Consider the following 21,783-nt stretch of genomic DNA (forward strand, 5'->3'; position numbering starts at 1 on the left):
TTGACCCTGTCCCCCAAAGACGCCAGCCGCCAGACCCGCGCACTTTGCGAACTCGCCCCGATCGTGCCTGTTCTTGTGATCAACGATGCCGCCGCCGCCCGCCCTCTGGCAGAGGCTCTTGTGGCCGGGGGCCTACCTGTTCTTGAGGTGACCCTGCGCACCCCTGCCGCGCTTGATGCGATCCGCGCCATGGCGCAGGTTAGAGGCGGTCACGTCGGCGCAGGCACATTGGTTACCCCCGATGATGTGCGCGCCGCCAAAGCCGCAGGTGCAACCTTCGGTGTCGCCCCGGGCGCTACCGAAAAGCTTCTCGCCGCCTGCGAAGCCGAAGGGTTGCCGCTCCTCCCCGGTGCGGCCACGGCAAGCGAGGCAATGGCCCTCCTGGAGCGTGGCTATGACATGCTCAAGTTCTTCCCCGCCGAGGCGTCGGGCGGCGTAGCCGCTCTCAAAGCCATCGGTGCGCCTTTGCCGCAGATTTCGTTTTGCCCTACGGGCGGGATCAACCCCGACAATGCGCCAAGCTATCTGTCGCTTTCCAATGTCGTCTGCGCCGGTGGCAGTTGGGTCGCACCTGAAGCTCTCGTCGCCATGGGCAAATGGGACGAAATCGAAGAGCTCGCCCGTGAAGCTGCCAAATTGAGAGCCGCACCCTGAGAGATATCTGGAACAGGCTGAAAGACAACCAGACCGCAAAAGCCGCGCTCTTCAGCGATGTGGTCAATATCGGCATCGGCAGCTCCAAACTTGGCCCCGCCATAGCAACGCTCTCTCTTGCACCCTATCACGACGGCCCGCGCTGTCATTTTGTCGCCAACATCGACAGCGTCGACGTTCCGCAGGCTTTGGTGCCTCACGGCCAGCGTCCTGTAAACTCAGGTGAACGACAGCATGCCCGCAATCACATCAAGCCGACACCACGGTGCTGGCGCACCGCTTACGAAAATGCTGCTCCTTGAACGAGAGCATATTGCGTCTTTCGATGGGCGCTGCGGCAGGTGAGAGCCATCAATCCTTCAGGATACTCGGATCAAGAACAGACGTTTGCGATCAACCATTCGGCAGCGATGCGCGTTTTGAGTGCTCAACAACCCGGACGTCGAAAAGGGCGCTTCATCAGTGCTTTTTCACTCTCTGCCAAAGGTCCAGTTGCGGTTGGCGTTGAACGTCAGGAGGAGCATGACGCCGGTGACGGCGACCTGCGCGGCAATGTAGGGAAGGGACAGCAAGGTGATGAGAGCGTGCATCAGGACGAAGTTCAGGATCATGGCGAAAACCGCGATAGCGAGGAATTTCGGCAGGGTTTTGCGGTGCGGGCTTTGGGCCGCAAACGTGAGACGATAGTTCAGCGCGTAGCTGACAAGAGCCCCAACCGCGGCACCGGCGGCGGAGGCAGGGGCAGGATGCGCGAGGCTGCCTTCAACAAGTGCGAGGAGGGTGAGATAGTGTGCCGCTGTCGCAACTGCGCCGACGCCCGCAAAGCTGAGGAACTGGCGGCTCATGGCGTGCCGTCACCGCCGAGAACGCCGATCAGGGCGGCCTGAAGATTTTCGAGCGCGAGGGGAGAGAATGTAAAGGTCACTTCGTTTTGCCCGACTGAAAGATCGACCGCACGAAAGAGGCCGTCCTGAATCACAAGGGGCACCGGCACACCGTTGGCAGTAGCGGTCCATCCGGGATAAGCGAAATCATGCAGCACCAAGCGGCAAGGAGACGTGCATTTGGCGCTGACCTCTACCACGACATTCGTGTAGCGGTTGATGCGGGGTTGTGGGCCAGGTGTAGCCCCAGCATCGGTTGCGGGCAGGAGAACGGCACGAGGCTTTGCATTGCGATTTTCATATAGGTGGAAATTCTGGTCAAGATAGGGAATGACGGCAACCTCTTGCAGCGCATCTTGTGGAAGGGTGCGGTCAATCTTTTCCACTGGCTTGCCGGTCATGATATACCGCAGTCCCAACTGGTCGGCCATCACACTGTCATATGACGTCATAGCTGTTCCGAACCTGCGGTTGGCCGATGCATTGTTCTGGTGCTTGGGTGCTATAAGGCTGTCAAATGCCCTGAGGCGGATAGGGTTATAGCCGAGCAGCGCCTCTATCCCCGCTGCCTGACCGATGTTCTGGGATGAGGCACCAAGGCCAATCGTTTCTACCCGCCACGGTGCGCCGCTCGGGTCGGTTGCTTTCGAGAGCGCTGCGAGGCGCGCGATGTGATCGTAGGCGGCAGGGGTTTCCAGCTGATCGTAAAATTGCGGAAGACTGGCGTTCAGCCTGATGTTGCTATGGGCCGTGATCAGATCAGCGGCGCTAATCAAAAGGATTGCTGCGAGGAGAAATCGCTGCAAGGGTCCCCGCACCCGGACCGCCATGATGAGCAATGCGAGGAGAATTGCACTATAGGCAAGGGCGCGTGCGGCGGGCAGACCAAGATCGGCCAGGTGTCCCTGTTTCGCCCCGAGGAGGCCAACAAACACGGCCCCGCTGATGGTCAGGACCAACACCGCGAGACTGCCGACGGTACTCAGACGCGACGGCGCACGCAGCATGTCGTTCATCAGCGCCCCTGTCAAAAGCGCCGCTGAGGCCCCGAAGAGGAAGAGCGCATCGGCAGGGCGTCGAAAGAGGTCGATCCCCGGCACGGTGTCATAAAGCCATTCAAAGACGGGCGTGTAATGCCCCAGCGCATAGATCAGGAAGAGAATTGCCAGCAGCGTAAAGACCAGCGTCTCACGCCGCCAGAGACGCCCTGCGCCGATCCCGTGCCAGAGAATCAGCACGAGCGCCAGCGCGCCGACGTACCCATGAAGCATGCCGCGATGCACGAAGAACTGCCCGCCCCACGCATGGCTCGCCGGGCCCCAATAGGCCCCGGCGCGGTCAAGCGGGCCGAAGATGTCGACCATGAACAGCGTCGCCAGCGCGGCGGGGTGCAGGGACTGAAGGCTTGCGCCCTCATAATCGAAGCTGGGCCTGTTGCTGATCTCAGCCAGTTGCAGGAGAAGAAGTATCGGGATCGCCGCGAGGCAAAGCGCTGTGATGCCGCCGAGGATCACCGGCGTCTGATGGCGAAGCGGCACCGTTTGACCCGATCCCGGCCAGCTTCGGCTGAGCCAGTAGAACCCGAGGAACCACGCCGCAAGATACGCCACGTGATTGCGGTCGATCAGCATCAACCCCAGCGCCACGCCAAAGGCGATGCCCCGCCAGATGCCACCGTGGGTTAGCACCGCTTCCAGCCTCCAGAGGCAAACTGCGAGCCACATCATGCTGACGGTCATCAGAAGGTGTTCGAGCCGGACGGTTAGCGCGCCTGACAGCATAAAGCAGATGGCGGCAGCAGCGCCCGCCTCAACTCGCCAGCCACGCAGGCGGGCAAAGCCGAGAATGGCGAGGCCCATCACAAGCAGATGCAGAAGGTGAATCGCGTCTACCAGCCGCATTGAGGGGGCAGGACCGGCGAGAACGGCGGGCCAGAAGCTGGGTGTGAAAATTACTGATTGTGGGTCAGCGACCATGGGAAAGCCGCCGAAATGATAGGGGCTCCAGAGCGGGCTTTCGCCGCTGTGCCAGGCGAGGGCGAGGAAGCGGACCATGGGGTAGAAATGGTTCTTCGCGTCATGGGGGATGATCTGGCCACCGCCAAGCCACGGCCAGCAAAACACAAGCCATGCCGTTGCGACGAAGACCGCCGCGAGGCTGTAGCCGCCCTGCGGGAACGGGTCAGGACGGATCAAGAGACGAACGTGTCCAGCCCGCGCGACGGAGCTTTGGACGGGGCGACGACAGATGGTGGCATCTGGAGGGGTGTCTGCGGCATGTAGGGACGCTGATCAAAGCCGATGCGCTCCTGCACGAGAAACATCGGGCGTTGCTTTACCTCTGCGAAAATACGGCTGACATATTCGCCCATGATGCCGAGCCCCAGCAACTGAACACCAGAGAGGAAACAGACCGCAACCATCAGCGAGGCATAGCCGGGCACGTCGATTCCGAAGGCGAGCTTTTGCACGAAGATCACTGCACCGTAGAGCGTGGAGGCGAAGGCGAGCAGGAGGCCGATATAGGTCCAGACTTTAAGCGGAAGGGAGCCGAAGGCCGTCATGGCATCCATCGCGAAGCGGGCCAGTTTTAGCAGCGGCCAGCCGGACTGGCCATGAGCACGCGGCGCGACATCGAAAGGCACCGCCTTACGCCGAAACCCGACCCAAGCATAAAGCCCCTTTGTGAACCTTCCGCGCTCGGGCAATTGCATCAGAGCATCGACGACCTTGCGGTCGAGGAGGATGAAATCGCCCGCCCCCTCCATCAGTTTGACATCGCAGATCAGGCCAAAGACACGATAGAAGCTACGCGCCAGAAAACGGCGCATCCAGCTTTCATCCTGGCGAGAGTTGCGTTTGGCATAGACAATGTCGGCACCAAGGCTCCATTCTTTTATCATCGCGTCGATGGTCTCGGGCGGGTGTTGAAGATCGACGTCAATCTGGATCACGAGATCGCCTACGGCATGGGACAGACCTGCATTCAGCGCCGCTTCCTTGCCGAAATTTCGGCTGAGGCGGATCAGCTTGATACGGGCATCCAGTGCACACTGCTCCGCCACGCACACCGGTGTCTTATCGGCGCTGCCATCATCAACGAAAATGATTTCGCATGCAGCGCGCGTTCTGTCGAGACAGGGAAGCAGGCGGTCGAGAAAGGCACGGATATTCCCCGCTTCATTATAAGCTGGCACGACGACAGAGAGTGACGCGGCACTGCGTGCGCTGCCGTTCTGGTTGGCGGGTGTTGTATCGATCAGGGGGATGTCCTGTTCGAATACAAACTCGTTGTCGTTCATAATATTCCCCCCGACATAACCAGACGAAGCCCGATATCAGAACGTTTATATGCATAATGGAGCGAAGGGTTTATAGGGTAACTTCACTTCAGCGGATCACAAGTCAGTGTCCAAAGGTGTTCGGTGTTAAGGCAGGTATCATGGACAAGATTATTGAAACACCGATGACCTGGGGCGGGCGCATTCATCTTTGTGCTGATGATTTCGGTTTGAACGCGGCGGTCGATGAGGGGATTCTGGACCTCGTGCACCTTGGTCGGCTGACGGCAGTCAGCTGCATGGCGGGGGGAGTGGAAATTGCGCGGGACATCCCCCGGTTACTGGCTGCGGTCAGCGATGCGCCCCGGCCCGTTCAGATCGGGCTCCACGTGACTTTGACTGAGTATACCACGTTGGGGCCGATCCGCGGCCTTGCGCCTGAGTGCGCCCTGCCGGGGATTGGGACGGTGATGAGGCAGGCATATTTGCGCCGATTGGATGTGCCCGCTATCCGGATGGAGATTGACCGGCAGATGGCCTGCCTTTCTGCGCTGATGGGCCGGGTGCCCGATTTCGTGGATGGCCATCAACATGTGCATCTTCTTCCGGGAATACGCGATGCGGTGGCGGCAAGCTGGAAGGACTGGAACGTGCGGCCGGGCTGGGTCCGGTATTGCGGCGCGCCGGAGCGAGACCTCGCCCGGCTGCCGTCGGCCCAGTTCAAATCCCGCGTGCTAAGCCTGATGAGCCGTGCCGCCGCGCCCTCGCATGATGAAGCCGGCATGGTGACGAATCCACGCTTTTTCGGCGTGACGGAATTCTCGCCAGAGGTGCCTTTTGGCCCCCGGATGCGCCGTTGGCTGTCGCTAGCGAACAGCGGCGAGAGCGGCGCGCTCATCATGTGCCATCCGGGACGGGCATCGGCGCCCGCAGCAGGTGATCCGCCTGACCCGATCCATCTCCATCGCCCACAGGAGCTTGCCTATCTCGCGTCCGAAGCTTTCTTGACGGATCTCGCCGAGACAGGTGTTGCGACGCGATTTGGTCTTTGAGAGGCGGCGCGGAAACTGTGTTTGCCATGTTTGTGGAGTGTCACTGAGCACTGACCCGGCATTTTCATCCAGATCTGAGCCACCCAGTCGTAATGATCTTCTGATTATGATGGCGTCAATACTGTTGCCTCTTTTCGCTTATTCTTTGCTGTTTCGGTGCTGGCCTTGAAACGGTAGCTGCCAATTCCTGTCTCGAAGATGTGGCAGCGATGGGTGAGATGCTCGGAGGGGCCGATATCGCGTTTTTCGTATCCATCCTAGTCTCAGGACCCGTCTACACCGCAATGCTCATTCTGCGTCCGGGGCCTGCGTATCTTCTTGGGCCAAATGGTGCAGTCTTCGGAATGTCGCACGGCGAGGGCGAAAAAGCGTTTCCGCCCACTGTTCAGGCTGAAGGTTGAGGTCTGGCAAGGTATTCAAGCAAGCGCGCTCGGGTAACGCCCGCCCGAGCGCCAAGCCTGTGGCGGTCTGCAACATCGCCCTTTGCTCTAGGGCTCACTCTCAGTTCGCGGACGCGCTGGATCATCGCCAAAAACATGATTGAGATCGACAAACACAGACAGGAGTTGCAAACATGATCATCAAACGACTTGAATAGGGTCTGTCGCAAAGTTTCAGTCAAGTTGAGATCAGGCTTGCGCTGGACATAATCATGCTGCGAGATGGACGACCCGCTGCAATGCGATCATGTCTTTGCTCTTGAATTGCCCTTTGCGGGTCATGTTGGCGTCTTTATCCCGGCGAGAGTGGCAGAGGCCGAATAGCCGGCTTTCGCAAGCCTCTTCTTCTATTTAAGCCGCTGAGCGCCTTGAAGTCTGTGACTATCCGACTGCTCAAGGAAATCAACAAAGTGTTGGGTCGGGAGGCGCAGGTTTTCAGATGCCCAGACGGCCTCCGTGACCATGACGTCGTCGATGTCAGAGATCGGCAAGGGCACCAAACCACCAGTGGCGAAGTCGTAGATGCTTTCGGTCAAGATGGTGATGCCCATTCCGCAGGACACAAGACCAAGAATTCCAACCGAGTTGAAAGCCTCCTGCACGATGCGCGGCTGAAAGCCAGCCTTGCGGCAATGCGGAAAGAGATAGTCGTAGAAATGCGCCCAGGCCTCGGTCGGCCCATGCACGAAATCCTCATCAGCCAGATCGGCCAGCTCAACAGAGGCACGCGATGCCAGGCGATGGCCTTCGGGCACGATGCAGATCGGACGGTCGGTTTGCACGACGCGGCTTCGAAATCCTGGTTGCCGCACCGGCCCGGTAACAAATCCAATATCGAGCTTGTCGTCCCTCAACTGCTGAAGTTGTGCAGCAGTAACCCCGTGATGCGGGCGCACGGTGATGCCGGGGTGCCTTTGATGAAACTGCTTGAGCAATTCGGGCAGCGCATCGGCGATCGCGAAATCAGTATAGCCCACCCGCAGCGCACCGGCCTCGCCGATGCTGACCCGGCGCGTCAGATCGATGGTGGCCTCCACTCCGTTTAGCACGCGCTGACCGCCCTCGCGAAAGGCGCGGCCCGCATCGGTCAGGCGCACGAAGTTCTGTGAACGGTCGAACAACGTAACCTGCAACTCCGCCTCAAGGTGCTGGATCGTGCGGGTGAGGGCGGGTTGCGATATGTGAAGATGTTCCGAGGCGCGTCGGAAATTCAAGTCCTCAGCAAGGACCAGAAAATAGCGGATATGGCGCAGACCGATTTTCATGATACCTTTTATGCATCAGAAACTAATCAATTGATATTATACTTGCAGGTCTAGCCCGGCTACCCTGATTGGATAACAAAAACAAAAATTCCATATGCAACCGGGAGCGATCATGTCACATTCACCCTTTAAGATCTTCGCCGGGCCACTTGCGGCCCTGACCGTTGTCGCGGGCACGGCCTCGGCGCAAGACGTCACCATCAATCTCGGCTATGCGGCCTCCGAGACCAGCACCTATGCCGTGCTCGCCGACAAGTTCGAGGAGCTGGTTGAGGAATATACCGAAGGCAGCGTTGACGTGAAGGTGCGCTGCTGCGGCCAGCTCATGGGCGAGGACGAGGCATTCAAGGCGATGCAGCTTGGAACCGTGGATATGTTCGTTATCACCGGTAACAACATCTCACCGCATTTTCCGCTGATGGACGCGTTCGTTCTGCCCTACATCTTTCAAAACAAGGAGCATGCTTACCGCGTGCTCGAAGGTGAGGTTGGGCGCGATTTCGCCGCGCAGCTTCAGGCCGCGACAAACGTGCATCTGCTGACCTACGGTTTTGTTGGGGATCGCGATTTCTACAATTCCAGAAGTCCAATCGCCTCGGTCGAGGACATGGCGGGGCTCAAGGTGCGTGTCCCCAAGAACCAGGTGATGATCGACACCTACGAGGAATTTGGCGCGGCACCCATTCCGCTGCCTTGGGCCGACACGCCAACTGCGCTTCAGACCGGCACGGTTGAAGGGGCGGATAACGGCACCTCATTCATCAAATCGCAGAAGTTCTACGAGATCATGCCCTATTTCACGGTTCTGGAGCATTTCACCTATTTCTCGCCGCTCTTCGCCAGCGACCGCGTGATGAACAAGCTCGATGAGGCGCAGCGCGACGCGGTGATGCGGGCGGCCGCCGAGGCGGGTGTTTATCACCGCAAGGAAATGGCAGCGCAGACCGACGAAATCCGCGCCTTCCTGACGGGCGAGGGCGGCATGGAAACAACCAACGTCGACCGCTCTGGCTTTATCGAGGCGGGACTGCGCGTGCAGGATCGCTATGCCGCCGACAAAGGGGATGACTTCATTGCCCTTGTGAATGCTATCCGCACGGAAGCCGAGTAACTCATTCTGAACCACCGCACGGGGGGCAGCGCTACCCCGTGCCATTTTACACCTTCAAGGCGGAGGCGGGGCCATGCTGTCCAAGCTAGACAGGTATTTCGAAGAGGTGATTTGCACGATCTGCCTGACGGTTGTGGTGGGGTCTGTCCTGCTTCAGGTCATCTTGCGCTACTTCTTTTCGACCGCCGCCGCCTGGGCCGAGGAAACCGCGGTCTACGGCATGATCTTTGCGGTCTATCTCGGGGCCACGATGGCGGTCCGCGAACGCGCGCATATCCGCATCACCCTGTTGGTTAGCCGCCTGCCGCGCGCCTTGCAGGTAGGGGCCGTGGTACTGGCCGATGCGCTCTGGGCCGGCTTCGTGATTTTCATGATCTTGCAGACGACGATCTATACGCAGCTTTTGTTCAACGTCACCTACATGACCCCCGGTTTGGGGATCGAGCAGCGATGGGTGCAGATGATCATCCCGATGGCGTTCGGCCTCATGCTTTTTCGTATCCTGCAAGTTTATTGGCGGTGGGGGCGTGACGGCTGGAAGGATCTGCCGCTATGAATGGCCCCCTTGTCATGGCTGCGGCCTTCGTCTTTGCGATGGCGATCGGCGTGCCCATTCCCTTCGCCGCCGGGCTGGCCACGGTCGCAGGCCTGCTGATCGCGGACATTCCCCTCACCCTGATGGCGCAGGCGGCCTGGACAGCGTTCGAGCCGTTTCCGCTGGTGACCATCCCGCTCTTCATCCTTGCGGGACAGTTGATGGAACAGGGCGGCATGTCGGAAAAGCTGGTCACCATCGCAAAGCGCCTTGTGGGCGCCTACAAGGGCGGCATGGGGCTGGTGACGGTGGTGGCCTGCATGTTTTTCGCCGCGCTCTCGGGGTCTGGTCCCGCGACCACCGCCGCTATCGGCTCGATCACCATCCCCGCGATGCAGAAAGAGGGTTACCGCTCGCGCTTTGCCGGGGCCATCGCCGCCTCGGCGGGTGCGCTTGGCAGCATGATCCCGCCCTCCAACCTCCTGATCATCTTCGCGCTGGTCACCGATGTTTCCATTCCGCGCCTCTTTCTGGCGGGGATCCTGCCGGGTCTTATCCTGGGGCTGATGCTGATGGTCGTGGTTTTCGTCATCTCGTGGAAGAATGGCTATGGCGGCACCGAAGAGCGGTTTCGCTGGGGTCCGCTGCTCTGGGCGTTATGGGATGGCAAATGGGCGGTTTTCGCACCGATCCTGATCCTTGGTGGCATCTATGCCGGTATCTTCACCCCGTCCGAGGCGGCGGCAGTGGCAGTCGCATATGGTCTGTTTGTCGGGCTTTTCGTCTACAAGGGCCTGACATGGGTCAAGCTGCTGCACGCGTTCAAGTTCACCGCCATCGTCATTGGCACGGTGCTGTTTATCCTCGGCTCCACCAAGGCATTCGGCCAGTTGGTGACGATCTTCGACATTCCCAGCGATATCCTCACGCTGTTTCAGGGGCTGATCGCCTATCCGTGGCTGATCATGCTGTTCATCGGGATCTTCTACATCCTCGTCGGCATGTGGCTGGAAAGCATTCCGCAGATCATCATCTTCACCGCCGTGTTCTTTCCGCTGGTGACCAGCCTCGGCATCGACCCGGTGGTGTTCGGCATCTTCACCGTAATGACCTGCGAGATCGGCTTTCTGACACCGCCCATTGGCGTCAATCTCTTCGTCGCAGCTCGGATCAGCAAAATCTCGATCGAAGATATATCTGTCGGAGTGCTGCCGCTGCTCATTCCATACATACTGATGATCCTGATACTCGTCTTTTTCTCGGATTGGGTGACCTGGCTTCCCAATCTCGTCTACGGCCCGCAACTGAGGTAAGCGCATGAATGAAGTCCCCCTAACCGGCTATACCGACCGTCTCTCGGCGCGGCCGGGCGAAGAGATCGCCTTCAAGGTCTCGTCGACCAGTGGTGGCCGCTATCGCGCATGGCTGGCCCGGTCGATCTGCGCCGATCCGAACCCAGAGGGCATGGGCATCACCGAAGAGGATGCCAGCGCGTGGTTCGCACCGCGCGACCTGCCCGCCCGGCATCAGCCGTTCTTTCCCGGCTCCTACGGCCTGAGCGACGCGGCCATCACGCTGCCCGCGCAGGGCAACGTCACTCTGTCCGCCACGATCCAACCCACGCACCTCAATGGAGGCGATCAGGCGGTTCTGTCCTGCGGTCCACTGACAATGGGGCTCAATGCAGAGGGCTGCGTTTTCGTAGCGGCGGGTGCGGCACGGGTCACGTCACCGGTGCCGCTGCCGACGCATCGCTGGGCGCAGATCGAGGTACGGCTGACGGAGGGGCGTGCCACACTTGTCCAGACAGTTCTGGGGCATCACAGCTGCGAGACGCATGAGGCAAGCGGTGCGCTGCCGCGCGCCGCGATCACGGCCCCTGTCGTTCTTGCCGCAGGTTGGGCTGATACCCGGGCGACGACTTTTTTCAACGGCAAGATCGAGGGCCCGACCATCACAGGCCCAGACGGGCTGATCGCGGTCTGGGATCTGGCCACGGCGATTCCGTCTGCCCGCGTGCCCGCGCTGACCGGACCGGCCTTGTCGCTAGTCAACTTTCCCACCCGTGCGATGACCGGCTCGCAATGGGACGCCTCCGAGATGTGCTGGCGGCACAAGCCCGAACATTACGGTGCGATCCATTTCCACGAGGACGATATCTATGATTTCGGCTGGCAGACCGATTTCACCCTGACCGTCCCTGAGGACATGCCCTCGGGCGTCTATATCATGCATATCGAGGGCGATCATGGCAGCGACGCCTTGCCGTTCTATATCTGTCCACCTCAGGGCATACGGCCCGCCGATCTCTGCGTGTTGATCCCGACCTTTACCTATGTGGTCTACGGCAACCATGCCCGGCCCGATTACGACCCGGCATGGCAGAGCCGCATGCGCGACTGGGGTGCCTATCCGCATAATCCGGCGGAATATCGCGAGTATGGCCTGTCGACCTACAACACCCATTCCGACGGGTCAGGTATTTGTCACGCTTCGCATCGGCGGCCGCTCTTCAATCTGCGGCCCGGATTTCTGACCTTCGGCGCGACGGGATGCTCTGGACTGCGGCATTTCGCGGCCGACAGCCACCTGATCAGCTGGCTGCATGCCAAGGGCCTAGAGTATGATATCGTTACAGATCACGAGTTGCATGCCGAAGGGGCTGAGGTTCTGGCGGGGTACAAGGCCGTTACCACCACCACCCACCCCGAATACCACACTGCCGAGACGCTGGACGCGCTGCGTGATTACCGCGATTCCGGCGGCAATCTGCTCTATCTGGGGGGCAACGGATTCTACTGGCGCATCGCGCGGCATACAGAGAATGACAGCCTTCTCGAAATCCGCCGGGCCGAGGACGGTATCCGCGCATGGGCCGCGGAACCGGGCGAGTATTACAACGCCTTCGATGGCACCTATGGCGGTCTTTGGCGGCGCAGTGGGCGGGCACCGCAGGCCCTCGTCGGGATCGGCTTTGCCGCGCAAGGCGAGTTTTACGGCGCACCTTATCAGCGGATGTGCTTTGATCCGAAGTTTGACTGGCTCTTCGAGGGGGTGACCGAGGATCTCTTTGGCGATTACGGGTTCAGTGGCAATGGCGCGGCGGGGTTTGAGCTTGACCATGTCGACCATCGCATCGGCTCGCCGCTGGACCACGTTTTGCTGGCACGCTCGGCAGGCGACAATCAGGCCTTCATGCTGGTCCCCGAAGAGCAGCTTACCCACCTGACCAACCTGACCGGTGGGTCCGAGGAAGACGCCAAACACGCAGATCTGATCTATTTCGACCTGCCAAAAGGTGGATCGGTCTTTTCGGTCGGGTCGATCACCTTTTGCGGCAGCTTGCCATGGAACGGCTTCGACAATGATGTCTCGCGCCTGTTGGACAATTTCCTGCGCTGTAAACTGGGGCAGCAGTAAACCCGAGTTATCCGTGTTCAAGAAGGCCCGGTGATTAAAGCCATTCAAGCGGCGACTAACTCTTGATCATCGGTTTAAAAGCCGCCCCTTCGGGCGGCTCCTTGCGTGATGCCGGCGTGTGAACAATAGGTCATCACCGAATAGTAGACACTATCGGGGCATCATGTCGCTGCCGCGTATGGCCTGAGGGCCTCAGGCGTTCAAGCCGCGCAGCGCGTATTCAGAGGAGAGGTTTCAGGACTATCGGCTGTGACGTGGTGGATACCCAGAAGGGCACGCAATGAAGGTGGCATTAGGCGGCGTGCCGTAATGCGCGGCAACGCCATTTCCCGTATCAGCCTGTCGCCGCCGTACATGGCGAGGTACTCTGCGTGGTTGTCAAACGCATCTCGTCCAGTGTAATCGACGAAGCTCTCTGTCGGAAGACCCTCCGCGAGAATGACATCGTGTTCGTCAATCTCAATGTGATAGACGGTATAGCTATTCTCTAACTCGGTGAGGGGAACGGTGACGATAGTCGTACCATTGACCAAAACGCCTGCATTCACCAACACGCCGTCGATCACCACAGCATGATCAGCCGTCAAAGTTAAGTCTGCGATGGGCAACCCTTCGCCAAGTGCGCCCGCCATGATCCGAACTGGCAGGGCATCGGGACGGCCAAATTTCGTGGACAAGGTCTGTCTGGCCAACCAGACAATTGGAACAATACGACCGGAGGCCGTCATGATCTGATCACCGACGGCGAGCTCTTCTATTGCCTTCATGCCTGACGGTGTCGCGATCCGAGAGCCTGCAAAAAAGCAATTCGGCTCTCCGGGGCTCGGCGTTTGGGTCTCAAAGGTATCTTCACCATCCGTCACGCGCGCAATGCTTTGATCCGCGCCTGCGGCTGTGACGACGTCAATGCCAACCTGATTGGCTGGATTTAATCCTGCAGCGATGATGTCGTCGCCCAGAAATGCATTCCCACCGTTCTCTTGCAAGACGATGAAATCGCCCTCGGGGTTTGCCAGGAACAAATTGACATCGGCGCTCTGGTTCATTGCGATGTCGGCAACTGCGCCTTGGCCAGTGATGTTCGACGGCATGGTCGCAGTGAGGCTGCCGTTGTTGGAGACTATCGTGTAGGTCTCTCCGGCTGCGAGGGTGGTTCCTCCCGGCACGGTGTGGGCCAACTGAGACACAAGCCCGTTATTGATATGGAAATATTGATACCCACTGATGTCGATCGAGGACGCGCTGGTGTTCACTAACTCGACATAGGCCTCGACCCCGCCATTCGCTTGACCATCGCCGTTGTAATCCGTCGTGAATGAAATCGAATGCCACTCGTTGAACGCAATACCACCGTCAAGAACATTGCTCGTGATCGCCATAAAGACCTCCAACATCTGTCAATTTAATTTGTGAAACAGCGTGCAGAGTCTTTGACAATAACACAACCGCTTATTGTGATTTCAAATCAAGGTTGCGGATACTTGGATAAAATCATCCTGGCCAGCACTGCCTGTTCGATCGGGTCAGAGCACTGTGCTGATTGATTTGGAACCCATTTTTAGATGATGTTTCAGCGGCTTATGCAAATGGCCACTTTTAGGCGACCCGCCAATCTTACGGCATGGCCAAATAGGCGAAGTTGGTGTCTTTGACATTGCTGATGATTTTGGCAAGGCACCAAATATTGAGGAAAATGTCCGTCGCCAAATGAAATGGGACATCAGACGGGTTTGAGCATGTGAGGTTCAGTTTGTTTGTGTGATTGATTATGCGGCTTGTATTTGATGTTCCAAGCGGCGTTGGCGGATGGTCTGGGTTTTGAAATTTTCCCTCTCATGCAGGATGGATTTCTCGCGGACAAAGTCTACGTGGACGAGTGTGACGTTGTTTGCACACACGTGATTGCGCTGGCCCTCATTCTGTCTCCAAACCGTCGTTTTGAGTTGGGCGAAGGTGCCCTTCAAACGCTCTTCCAAGCCGGAGGTACACCAGCCGAACACGCGCTGCCGGTCAGCGGGCTTGAACTGACCCGGCACTGGCAGTTGGCGCGGGCCGATGACGGACAGATTGTGCTGTGGCAATCCTGGCGGCGGCGTACCGGGGCCAAGGCGCTGTGGCGGTCAACACTCCGCTCTCACACGGTCATGCTTTCCCGCTCAAGACGGTCGCCCGGCCCTCAGAGGGCGCGCAAGGATCTAAGATCCTCCAGGTGACAGGACGGATTGCCGCATGGCCGGACGTGGTGATACATATCTCTTTATGGTGCAAGGTATCGCTCAGGCCGCACAGATGCGGCGGCATTCGGGTTTTCTGGTCTGGCTGGTGCTTGGCCTGATCATTCTGTGGGGCGGAGGTGCCTTGGTGCATGCACAGGCCACCCGCGTCTTTCTGAACGAGGCCGCAGGGCGCGCCGAGGGAACGCTACAGCTTGCGACGACAGCGTTGGATGGGTATCTGGAGCGGTTCGAGAGGTTGCCGCCATTGCTGGCCCGGCAACAGCCCATTCTTGATCTGGCCGAAGCCCCCGATGATCCGGCTCGGGTCGACGCCGCCAATCGTTTCTTGCGCGATGTAACCGGTGTTCTGGGCGCATCGGACATCTATTTCATGGATACCACCGGCCTGACACGCGCCGCCAGCAACTTTGATCTGCCGCGCAGCTTTGTTGGCGGCAATTTCGCATTCCGCCCCTATTTCAGCGATGCCGTGGCCTCTGGCGCTGGCAGTTTTTATGCGCTGGGAACAACGTCGCGCAAGCGGGGCTATTACTTTGGTGCCCCTGTTCGCAACGGTGACACATTGCTGGGGGTGGTCGCCCTCAAGATCGACGTGGAAAGTGTCGAGGCCGCTTGGTCCGGCGCGGATTACCATGTGATTGTGACCGATCCCAAAGGTGTCGTCTTTTTGTCCAGCAACCCGGCCTGGCGTTTTGGCATGACACGGCCCCTGACCTCTGAGGGGCAGGATCTGCTTGAAACCACGCGCCGCTATGCAGATTCACCCCTCTTCGACATCCCCCTGCGCGCGCAGACCACCGCACAGGGCCATGTCCTATGGGAAATATCCCTGTCCGCTCTACCCGGCGCGCAGGGGCAGGGCGAGTATCTTCTGGCCTCTGCCGCGATGCCCGAGGCGGATTGGACACTGACCGTCATGCAAAACACCGCGCCAGCAAGGGCGCAGGCTTTGACCTTCACGGCGGGTGCGGTTCTGGCGCTGGCGCTGATCGGGATGATGGTTGCGGTCGTGCGGCAACGCCGCGCGCGATTGCGCGACCTGCTGGTGATGCAGGCGGCGGCCAAGGTTCAGCTTGAGGCGCGGGTTGCCGAACGCACCCGCGAACTGGCTGATGTGAACGAGGCCCTTGGGGCCGAGGTTGCCGAAAGACGTCTGGTCGAGGTCAATCTGCGCCGCGCGCAGGATGATCTGGTGCAGGCGGCCAAGCTGGCGGCGTTGGGCCAGATGTCCGCAGCTCTTGGCCATGAGGTGAACCAACCTTTGGGCGCGCTGCGCAACTATGCCGAAAACGCCGTGGCGCTGTTGACCCGTGATCGCAAAGCCGAGACGCAGACCGCGCTGGAGCGTATTCTGGACATGGCGGACCGCATCAGCGCCATCGCCCGGCGGCTGCATACCTTTGGCCGCAGGCCGGGGCAGCAATTGGGCGCGGTCGATGTCACCGAAGCGATCGAGGCGGCGCAGGAAATCGCAGGCCCGCGGCTGCGTCAGGTCGGGGCTACGCTGAGCGTGGACATTGCGCCCGGCCTGTCATTGGTGCGGGCGGGACCGGTGCGGCTGCAACAGGTGCTGGTCAATCTGTTGACCAATGCCGCCGACGCGGTCGCCGACCGCGCCGAGCGGCGCATTCTGCTGACCGCCCGCGACGAGGCCGAAGCCGTCGTTCTGCGGGTCGAAGACAGTGGCACAGGCGTGCCGCCCGATATCGCGCTGCGTATCTTTGATCCTTTCTTCTCGACCAAGGGCGTGGGCAATGGCCTTGGGCTGGGTCTGTCCATCACCTACAACATCATCAAGGATTTTGACGGCGCCATTGCCTTGGTGCCCGGCACGCTTGGCGGCGCGGGCTTTGAGGTGCGGCTGATGTCGGCCCCCAAACAGGACCTTGCTGCAGAATGAGCCTTCCCGTTTTCATCCCGCGCGTGCTTATCGTCGACGATGATGCAGACCTGCGGGCCTCGACCGTGCAGGCGCTGGAAATTGCGGGCGCTGCGGTTCAGGATCTGTCCTCGGCAGAACGCGCGCTGGATTTCATCAGCTTTGGCTTTCCCGGCGTGGTGCTAAGCGACATCCGCATGCCCGGCATGGACGGGCTGACACTGATGAGCCGCATCCACGAGATCGACCGCGAGATTCCGGTGATCCTGATGACCGGGCATGGCGATGTGCAACTGGCTGTGCGCGCGATGCGCGAAGGGGCGCATGACTTCATCGAGAAACCCTTTTCCGCAAGTCAGATGACCGAGCTGGTTGCCCGTGCCCTCAGCTTCCGCCGCTTGGTGCTGGAAAACCGGGTGTTGCGCGCGGCGGTAGGGCAGGCCGATGATCTGGAGCAGCGGCTGATCGGGCGCTCGAACGCGATGATCGACCTGCGCCGCCGCATCCGCACCATTGGCCCCGCCGAAACCGATGTGCTGATCGTGGGTGAAACCGGGGCGGGCAAGGAAGTGGTCGCGCGCGCGCTGCATGATCTGTCGCCAAGGGCGCGGCGGCCTTTTGTCGTCATCGACTGCGCAGCGATCCCGGCCCCCCTGATTGAAAGCGAATTGTTCGGCCATGAACAGGGTGCCTTTGCCGGGGCTATGCGGGCCCGGACGGGCAAGTTTGAACACGCTTCGGGCGGAACCGTGCTGCTTGACGACATTGCCGCCTTGCCGCCCCCCCTTCAGGGCAAACTGCTGCGCGTGGTCGAGGATCGCGTCGTCACCCGCCTTGGCTCGAACGAGGCGTATACGCTCGATATCCGTATCATCGCTACGGCACGCGTGCCCCTGATCGGCGAAGTTGATGCGGGCCGTTTTCGCGCCGACCTTCTCTATCGTCTGAATGTCGTGACGCTGGACGTGCCCCCCTTGGCCGACCGGCGCGAGGATATCGCGCTGTTATTCCTGCGTCTCTTGGCAGAAGCTGCGGCCCGTCACCGGGTTGATACCGTACCAGAGGTTCCGCCCGCCCTTTTGGCCAACATTGCCGCCCGCGAATGGCCCGGTAACGTGCGCGAGCTGCGCAACGCAGCCGATCGCTTCGCGCTGGGTTTGGGCCTGCAAACCGATGACGAGAAAACACCCGCGCCGCAGCGCCTTGCCGACCGCGTCGCAGCCTTCGAACGGCGCGAGATCGAGGCGGTACTGGCAGCCAATGGTGGCTCCCTCAAACCCGTCTACGAGGCTCTTGGGCTTAGTCGGAAGTCGCTTTACGAAAAAATCCAGAAACTTGGAATCGACAAAACAGCCTTCATTCTGGATGCCGAGGGGCGGGATCAGGACGGATAGGCGGATTTCGTAACGCTTTTTTGGTCCAATGTCCCCTTTTACACCCATCACGCCAATTTGAGGCCCGTTATCTGCGCGGCCTCCTTTGAAATAGGTTGATGACTTTCGGAAAACCGCTTTATTGCTGCTAACCCCGCCATGAAGCAACGGCGGCGGTGCAAAAGCAAGACAACGATCACCTTGTTGAACTCTGGGAGGAGTCACATGCCATTACGTACTCTCGCGGCCCTGACGGCCGCGGCAACCATCGCATTCGGTGCAGCAGCAGGCGCACAGGATCGTTCCGATTGGCCCAACAGCATGACCATCGGCACTGCCAGCCAGGGCGGCACCTACTTCGTCTATGGCAACGGCTTTGCCAGCTATATCGCTGAAACGCTCGGCGTTGCGGCGACTGGCGAAGTGACCGGCGGCCCGGTGCAGAACGTGACACTGGTGGAAACCGGCGACCACCTGATGGGTCTGGTGACTATGGGCCCCGCCTATGATGCATGGAACGGCAAATCGGAACTGGCCCCCGGTCTGGAGCATAAGTCGATCCGTGCGCTTTTCCCGATGTATCAGACCCCGTTTCAGGTTATCGCGCTGAAATCCTCGGGGATCAACTCGGTCTCCGATCTGGCAGGCAAGCGCGTGTCGGTTGGTCCGGCAGGCGGCACACCCGGCACCTATTGGCCGTTGTTCATGCAAGCCCTCGACGTGGAAGCGACTGTATCCAATGCTGGCGCATCTGACGCCGCAGGCCAGTTGCAGGATGGTCTGATCGACGCCTTCGCCTTTGCCGCAGGCATGCCGATTTCGGCTTTTGCCGAACTGGCCGCGAGCCAGGATGTGGTGATGTTCGGCCTGAGTGAGGAAGAACTGCCCAAGGTTCTGGCCGCCTATCCGGCGATGGCCCCTCTTACGATCCCGGCGGGCACCTATGCCGGTCATGATTATGACCAGCCCACCGTCGCCCTGTGGAACTTTGCCATCGCGCATCAAGACATGCCCGAAAGCCTGGCCTATGAGATCACCAAGCTCGCCATGGGCAATTCTGACCGCATGGTCCAGATTCACGCCGCAGCAAAAGAAACGCTGAGCGAGAACTGGGACAAGAACACCTTCATGCCCTTCCACCCCGGTGCTGTACGCTATTTCGAGGAGATCGGGATCACCATTCCCGACACCCTGCGCTAAGCCGACAGTTTTAGAACGGGCGGCGGCCCGCAAGGGCCGCCAATTTTCGTCCGGGCCCCCGCTATGGGTTGGACCTCTTGCCAGAGGCAATTTTTCATGACCACGCAAACAGAAAAGGCGCAGCAGGACACGGCTGCTCAGAACCAAGCCAGCATTGCCAATGGGGTGGATGCGGAAATCTACACATCCAATCAACGCAAGCCCGTCGGTCTTGCTGCAAAGATCGCGGTGATTCTCTGTATCGCCTATACCCTGTTCCATGTGGGTGTGATGAACGGCCTGCATGACCGATTAACAGACTTGCTTGGCATCGGTTCGGTCGACCTGACAGAGCCTTGGCGATATCGTCTGATCCATGTCGGTGGCGGGCTTGCGCTTGGCTTCCTGCTGTTTTCGTCGACCCTGTTCTCGGAGGAACGGAGCGGCACCGCAGACCCGCGCCGCCTTCTGGCTGTGTTGCCGGGTGCCGCCCTTGTTGCGCTGGCCTTTGGTCAGGCCGCGCTGTTCTGGACCACCGGCATGGCCGTCGATCAGGCGGCCGCCGCCAATGCCTATTCCATGACTTTTGGCCTGCCCTTGGTTGTTGGCACCTTCTGGCTGATTGTGGTGGGTTGGTTCTGGCCCGACCGCCGACGCGCAACCTTTGATATCGCTGATTTGTTTCTGGCACTGGCCGCCATCACAGTGGCGATGTATCTGATCTATCACGCCCCCTTCTTGCGTCTGCGCGGCGGCACGGCGCTGGCAAAATCGGCCGACATGTACGCAGCCCTTGCGGGGACCGTGCTGATCCTTGAACTGGCGCGGCGTCTGGCAGGCCTAGCCCTTGTCATCATCGCGTCGATCTTCGTGCTCTATGCCTTTGTCGGGCCATGGCTGCCGGGTATTCTGGAGCATCGCGGTTATTCGATGACCCGTTTCTTCAGCTATGTGTATACAGATCAGGGTATCCTAGGGCCAACAACTGCGATTTCCTCGACCTATATCATCCTTTTCGTGGCCTTCGCCGCCTTTCTTCAAGCCAGCCGCGTCGGCGAGTATTTCGTGAACTTCGCCTTTGCCGTGGCTGGTGGTGCGCGCGGTGGTCCGGCCAAGGTGGCAGTCTTCTCTTCGGGTCTGATGGGGATGATCAATGGAACCTCGGCGGGCAACGTGGTGGCCACCGGCTCGCTGACGATCCCCCTGATGAAGCGGGTCGGCTACAAGCCGCAAACCGCCGCCAGCGTCGAGGCTGCCGCCTCTTCGGGTGGGCAGATTCTGCCGCCGATCATGGGCGCAGGGGCCTTTATCATGTCCGAAATCACGGGCATCCCCTATGCAGAGATCGTGACCGCAGCCATCATCCCGGCGATGCTCTACTTCGCCTCGATCTACTTTAACGTCGATCTAGCGGCGCAAAAGTTCGGGATGAAGGGCTTGCCCCGCTCGGAGCTGCCGCGCTTTGACAAGCTGGCCCGCCAAGCCTTTTTGTTCCTGCCGATCTTCATCCTGATCGGGGCGCTGTTCATGGGCTATTCCGTGATCCGGGCAGGGACCTTGGGGATGGCCTCGGCCGCAGTGGTGAGCTGGCTAACCCCCTATCCGATGGGCCCGCGCCAGATCCTCTTTGCCTTCGAGATCGCGGCCAAGATGACGCTGCAACTCGTGGCTGTCTGTGCCGCAGCAGGGGTGATCGTGGGTGTGATCGCCTTGACGGGGATCGGCACGCGCTTTTCTTCGATGCTGCTGGGGCTGGCCGACCAGAACCAAGCAATCGCGCTATTCTTTGCCATGATCGTGTCGATCATTCTCGGGATGGGCATGCCGACCACTGCGGCCTATGCGGTGGCGGCGAGCGTGATCGGGCCGGGTCTGGTGCAACTGGGCATCCCGCCCCTGACCGCGCATTTCTTCATCTTCTACTATGCGGTCATGTCCGCGATCACCCCGCCCGTGGCCCTTGCCGCCTATGCCGGGGCCGCGATTGCACAGTCTGACCCGATGAAGACCAGCGTGGAAAGCTTCCGCATCGGGCTTGCCGCCTTTGTGGTGCCGTTCATGTTCTTCTCGTCGCCCGCATTGCTCATGGAGGGCAGCTGGTTCGAGATTATCCATGTCGTCATCTCGGCCTTGTTCGGGATCTACCTGCTGTCCTCGGCGGTGCAGGGTTGGTTCTTTGGTCTGCTTTCGATGCCGCTGCGCGCCGTCCTGCTGATCGCTGCGCTGTCGATGATCGCCCAAGGGTGGTTCACTGACGCCATCGGCCTGAGCGTGGCCATCGGTGTCTGGCTGGTGCAAAAACGGTTTGTTGATCCCAACAAGGTGATCCGCGGCGCCGACTGATCACCGCCACATGAATGCATGGAAAGGCCGGTCCATCTGGACCGGCCTTTTCTGTCGCGCTCCCAAGCTGTTGTGCATTCCCGTCGACACGGTGCCGTAAAACGCTATGTATCGTCAAAATCTCTTCACCG

The 21,783-nt window shown here is 59.9% G+C and carries 17 protein-coding genes; 11 read left to right on the forward strand and 6 right to left on the reverse strand.

The window, feature by feature from the left end; all coding sequences use genetic code 11:
- Together eda and ROSMUCSMR3_RS21900 are read left to right on the forward strand one after the other, a co-directional pair.
- The gene (eda, locus tag ROSMUCSMR3_RS14015) at nucleotides 1–654 is read left to right on the forward strand and encodes a bifunctional 4-hydroxy-2-oxoglutarate aldolase/2-dehydro-3-deoxy-phosphogluconate aldolase (RefSeq protein WP_081507691.1); all 654 of its coding nucleotides are present in this window, start codon (nucleotides 1–3) and stop codon (nucleotides 652–654) included.
- Between the two features lie 59 nt (nucleotides 655–713).
- The gene (locus ROSMUCSMR3_RS21900) at nucleotides 714–956 is read left to right on the forward strand and encodes a hypothetical protein (RefSeq protein ID WP_081507692.1); all 243 of its coding nucleotides are present in this window, start codon (nucleotides 714–716) and stop codon (nucleotides 954–956) included.
- 168 nt (nucleotides 957–1,124) lie between these two features.
- Here the strand turns inward: ROSMUCSMR3_RS21900 and ROSMUCSMR3_RS14025 are convergent, their stop codons facing one another.
- From ROSMUCSMR3_RS14025 to ROSMUCSMR3_RS14035, 3 genes are read right to left on the reverse strand one after another with little or no spacing between them, the layout of a single operon-like run.
- On the reverse strand, nucleotides 1,125–1,499 hold the full coding sequence (locus tag ROSMUCSMR3_RS14025) for a GtrA family protein (RefSeq protein ID WP_081507693.1): 375 nt from the start codon (nucleotides 1,497–1,499) through the stop codon (nucleotides 1,125–1,127).
- Nucleotides 1,496–3,733 (reverse strand): hypothetical protein, encoded by a 2,238-nt coding sequence (locus ROSMUCSMR3_RS14030; RefSeq protein ID WP_081507694.1) that lies wholly within the window; start codon nucleotides 3,731–3,733, stop codon nucleotides 1,496–1,498. The genes ROSMUCSMR3_RS14025 and ROSMUCSMR3_RS14030 overlap by 4 nt, the downstream gene beginning before the upstream one ends.
- The gene (locus tag ROSMUCSMR3_RS14035) at nucleotides 3,730–4,839 is read right to left on the reverse strand and encodes a glycosyltransferase family 2 protein (RefSeq protein ID WP_081507695.1); all 1,110 of its coding nucleotides are present in this window, start codon (nucleotides 4,837–4,839) and stop codon (nucleotides 3,730–3,732) included. The genes ROSMUCSMR3_RS14030 and ROSMUCSMR3_RS14035 overlap by 4 nt, the downstream gene beginning before the upstream one ends.
- Before the next feature lie 140 nt (nucleotides 4,840–4,979).
- On the opposite strand from ROSMUCSMR3_RS14035, the gene ROSMUCSMR3_RS14040 reads away from it, so the two are divergent.
- Nucleotides 4,980–5,870 (forward strand): ChbG/HpnK family deacetylase, encoded by an 891-nt coding sequence (locus tag ROSMUCSMR3_RS14040; protein WP_157667305.1) that lies wholly within the window; start codon nucleotides 4,980–4,982, stop codon nucleotides 5,868–5,870.
- 787 nt (nucleotides 5,871–6,657) lie between these two features.
- Here ROSMUCSMR3_RS14040 and ROSMUCSMR3_RS14050 read toward each other — a convergent pair.
- The gene (locus ROSMUCSMR3_RS14050; RefSeq protein ID WP_081507698.1) at nucleotides 6,658–7,575 is read right to left on the reverse strand and encodes a LysR family transcriptional regulator; all 918 of its coding nucleotides are present in this window, start codon (nucleotides 7,573–7,575) and stop codon (nucleotides 6,658–6,660) included.
- A gap of 112 nt (nucleotides 7,576–7,687) precedes the next feature.
- Here ROSMUCSMR3_RS14050 and ROSMUCSMR3_RS14055 point away from each other — a divergent pair, with 112 nt between their 5' ends.
- From ROSMUCSMR3_RS14055 to ROSMUCSMR3_RS14070, 4 genes are all read left to right on the forward strand, one after another.
- The gene (locus ROSMUCSMR3_RS14055) at nucleotides 7,688–8,686 is read left to right on the forward strand and encodes a TRAP transporter substrate-binding protein (protein ID WP_237183453.1); all 999 of its coding nucleotides are present in this window, start codon (nucleotides 7,688–7,690) and stop codon (nucleotides 8,684–8,686) included.
- 73 nt (nucleotides 8,687–8,759) lie between these two features.
- The gene (locus ROSMUCSMR3_RS14060; protein ID WP_081507700.1) at nucleotides 8,760–9,242 is read left to right on the forward strand and encodes a TRAP transporter small permease; all 483 of its coding nucleotides are present in this window, start codon (nucleotides 8,760–8,762) and stop codon (nucleotides 9,240–9,242) included.
- Entirely contained in the window at nucleotides 9,239–10,534 is a 1,296-nt protein-coding gene (locus ROSMUCSMR3_RS14065; RefSeq protein ID WP_081507701.1) for a TRAP transporter large permease, read from the forward strand. The genes ROSMUCSMR3_RS14060 and ROSMUCSMR3_RS14065 overlap by 4 nt, the downstream gene beginning before the upstream one ends.
- Before the next feature lie 4 nt (nucleotides 10,535–10,538).
- The gene (locus ROSMUCSMR3_RS14070; protein ID WP_081507702.1) at nucleotides 10,539–12,641 is read left to right on the forward strand and encodes a N,N-dimethylformamidase beta subunit family domain-containing protein; all 2,103 of its coding nucleotides are present in this window, start codon (nucleotides 10,539–10,541) and stop codon (nucleotides 12,639–12,641) included.
- Nucleotides 12,642–12,841: 200 nt separating this feature from the next.
- On the opposite strand, the gene ROSMUCSMR3_RS14075 is transcribed toward ROSMUCSMR3_RS14070, so the two are convergent.
- Both ROSMUCSMR3_RS14075 and ROSMUCSMR3_RS21175 read right to left on the reverse strand, forming a co-directional pair.
- Complete coding sequence (locus ROSMUCSMR3_RS14075; RefSeq protein ID WP_198385528.1) at nucleotides 12,842–14,020, reverse strand: Hint domain-containing protein; 1,179 nt, start codon at nucleotides 14,018–14,020, stop codon at nucleotides 12,842–12,844.
- A 387-nt stretch (nucleotides 14,021–14,407) separates the two neighbouring features.
- Nucleotides 14,408–14,722: a hypothetical protein gene (locus ROSMUCSMR3_RS21175; RefSeq protein WP_157667306.1), complete on the reverse strand. Its 315-nt coding sequence runs from the start codon at nucleotides 14,720–14,722 to the stop codon at nucleotides 14,408–14,410.
- Between the two features lie 148 nt (nucleotides 14,723–14,870).
- On the opposite strand from ROSMUCSMR3_RS21175, the gene ROSMUCSMR3_RS14085 reads away from it, so the two are divergent.
- From ROSMUCSMR3_RS14085 to ROSMUCSMR3_RS14100, 4 genes are all read left to right on the forward strand, one after another.
- Nucleotides 14,871–16,778 (forward strand): sensor histidine kinase, encoded by a 1,908-nt coding sequence (locus tag ROSMUCSMR3_RS14085; protein WP_087148878.1) that lies wholly within the window; start codon nucleotides 14,871–14,873, stop codon nucleotides 16,776–16,778.
- On the forward strand, nucleotides 16,775–18,151 hold the full coding sequence (locus ROSMUCSMR3_RS14090) for a sigma-54-dependent transcriptional regulator (protein WP_008281731.1): 1,377 nt from the start codon (nucleotides 16,775–16,777) through the stop codon (nucleotides 18,149–18,151). The genes ROSMUCSMR3_RS14085 and ROSMUCSMR3_RS14090 overlap by 4 nt, the downstream gene beginning before the upstream one ends.
- A 204-nt stretch (nucleotides 18,152–18,355) precedes the next feature.
- Nucleotides 18,356–19,330 (forward strand): TAXI family TRAP transporter solute-binding subunit, encoded by a 975-nt coding sequence (locus ROSMUCSMR3_RS14095; RefSeq protein ID WP_081507705.1) that lies wholly within the window; start codon nucleotides 18,356–18,358, stop codon nucleotides 19,328–19,330.
- A gap of 96 nt (nucleotides 19,331–19,426) precedes the next feature.
- Entirely contained in the window at nucleotides 19,427–21,652 is a 2,226-nt protein-coding gene (locus tag ROSMUCSMR3_RS14100) for a TRAP transporter permease (protein WP_081507706.1), read from the forward strand.
- The last annotated feature ends 131 nt before the right edge of the window (nucleotides 21,653–21,783 follow it).

The organism is Roseovarius mucosus, from assembly GCF_002080415.1.
GTDB classification, from domain to species: Bacteria; Pseudomonadota; Alphaproteobacteria; order Rhodobacterales; family Rhodobacteraceae; genus Roseovarius; species Roseovarius mucosus_A.

What these genes read in the sequence shown, in the direction of transcription:
- ROSMUCSMR3_RS14075 (WP_198385528.1), bottom strand. Translation starts at nt 14,020, where the DNA reads ATGGCGATCACGAGCAATGTTCTTGACGGTGGTATTGCGTTCAACGAG.
- ROSMUCSMR3_RS14090 (WP_008281731.1), top strand. Translation starts at nt 16,775, where the DNA reads ATGAGCCTTCCCGTTTTCATCCCGCGCGTGCTTATCGTCGACGATGAT.
- ROSMUCSMR3_RS14085 (WP_087148878.1), top strand. Translation starts at nt 14,871, where the DNA reads ATGGCCGGACGTGGTGATACATATCTCTTTATGGTGCAAGGTATCGCT.
- ROSMUCSMR3_RS14065 (WP_081507701.1), top strand. Translation starts at nt 9,239, where the DNA reads ATGAATGGCCCCCTTGTCATGGCTGCGGCCTTCGTCTTTGCGATGGCG.
- ROSMUCSMR3_RS14050 (WP_081507698.1), bottom strand. Translation starts at nt 7,575, where the DNA reads ATGAAAATCGGTCTGCGCCATATCCGCTATTTTCTGGTCCTTGCTGAG.
- ROSMUCSMR3_RS14040 (WP_157667305.1), top strand. Translation starts at nt 4,980, where the DNA reads ATGGACAAGATTATTGAAACACCGATGACCTGGGGCGGGCGCATTCAT.
- ROSMUCSMR3_RS14035 (WP_081507695.1), bottom strand. Translation starts at nt 4,839, where the DNA reads ATGAACGACAACGAGTTTGTATTCGAACAGGACATCCCCCTGATCGAT.
- ROSMUCSMR3_RS14055 (WP_237183453.1), top strand. Translation starts at nt 7,688, where the DNA reads ATGTCACATTCACCCTTTAAGATCTTCGCCGGGCCACTTGCGGCCCTG.
- ROSMUCSMR3_RS14070 (WP_081507702.1), top strand. Translation starts at nt 10,539, where the DNA reads ATGAATGAAGTCCCCCTAACCGGCTATACCGACCGTCTCTCGGCGCGG.
- ROSMUCSMR3_RS14060 (WP_081507700.1), top strand. Translation starts at nt 8,760, where the DNA reads ATGCTGTCCAAGCTAGACAGGTATTTCGAAGAGGTGATTTGCACGATC.
- ROSMUCSMR3_RS14100 (WP_081507706.1), top strand. Translation starts at nt 19,427, where the DNA reads ATGACCACGCAAACAGAAAAGGCGCAGCAGGACACGGCTGCTCAGAAC.
- ROSMUCSMR3_RS14025 (WP_081507693.1), bottom strand. Translation starts at nt 1,499, where the DNA reads ATGAGCCGCCAGTTCCTCAGCTTTGCGGGCGTCGGCGCAGTTGCGACA.
- ROSMUCSMR3_RS14095 (WP_081507705.1), top strand. Translation starts at nt 18,356, where the DNA reads ATGCCATTACGTACTCTCGCGGCCCTGACGGCCGCGGCAACCATCGCA.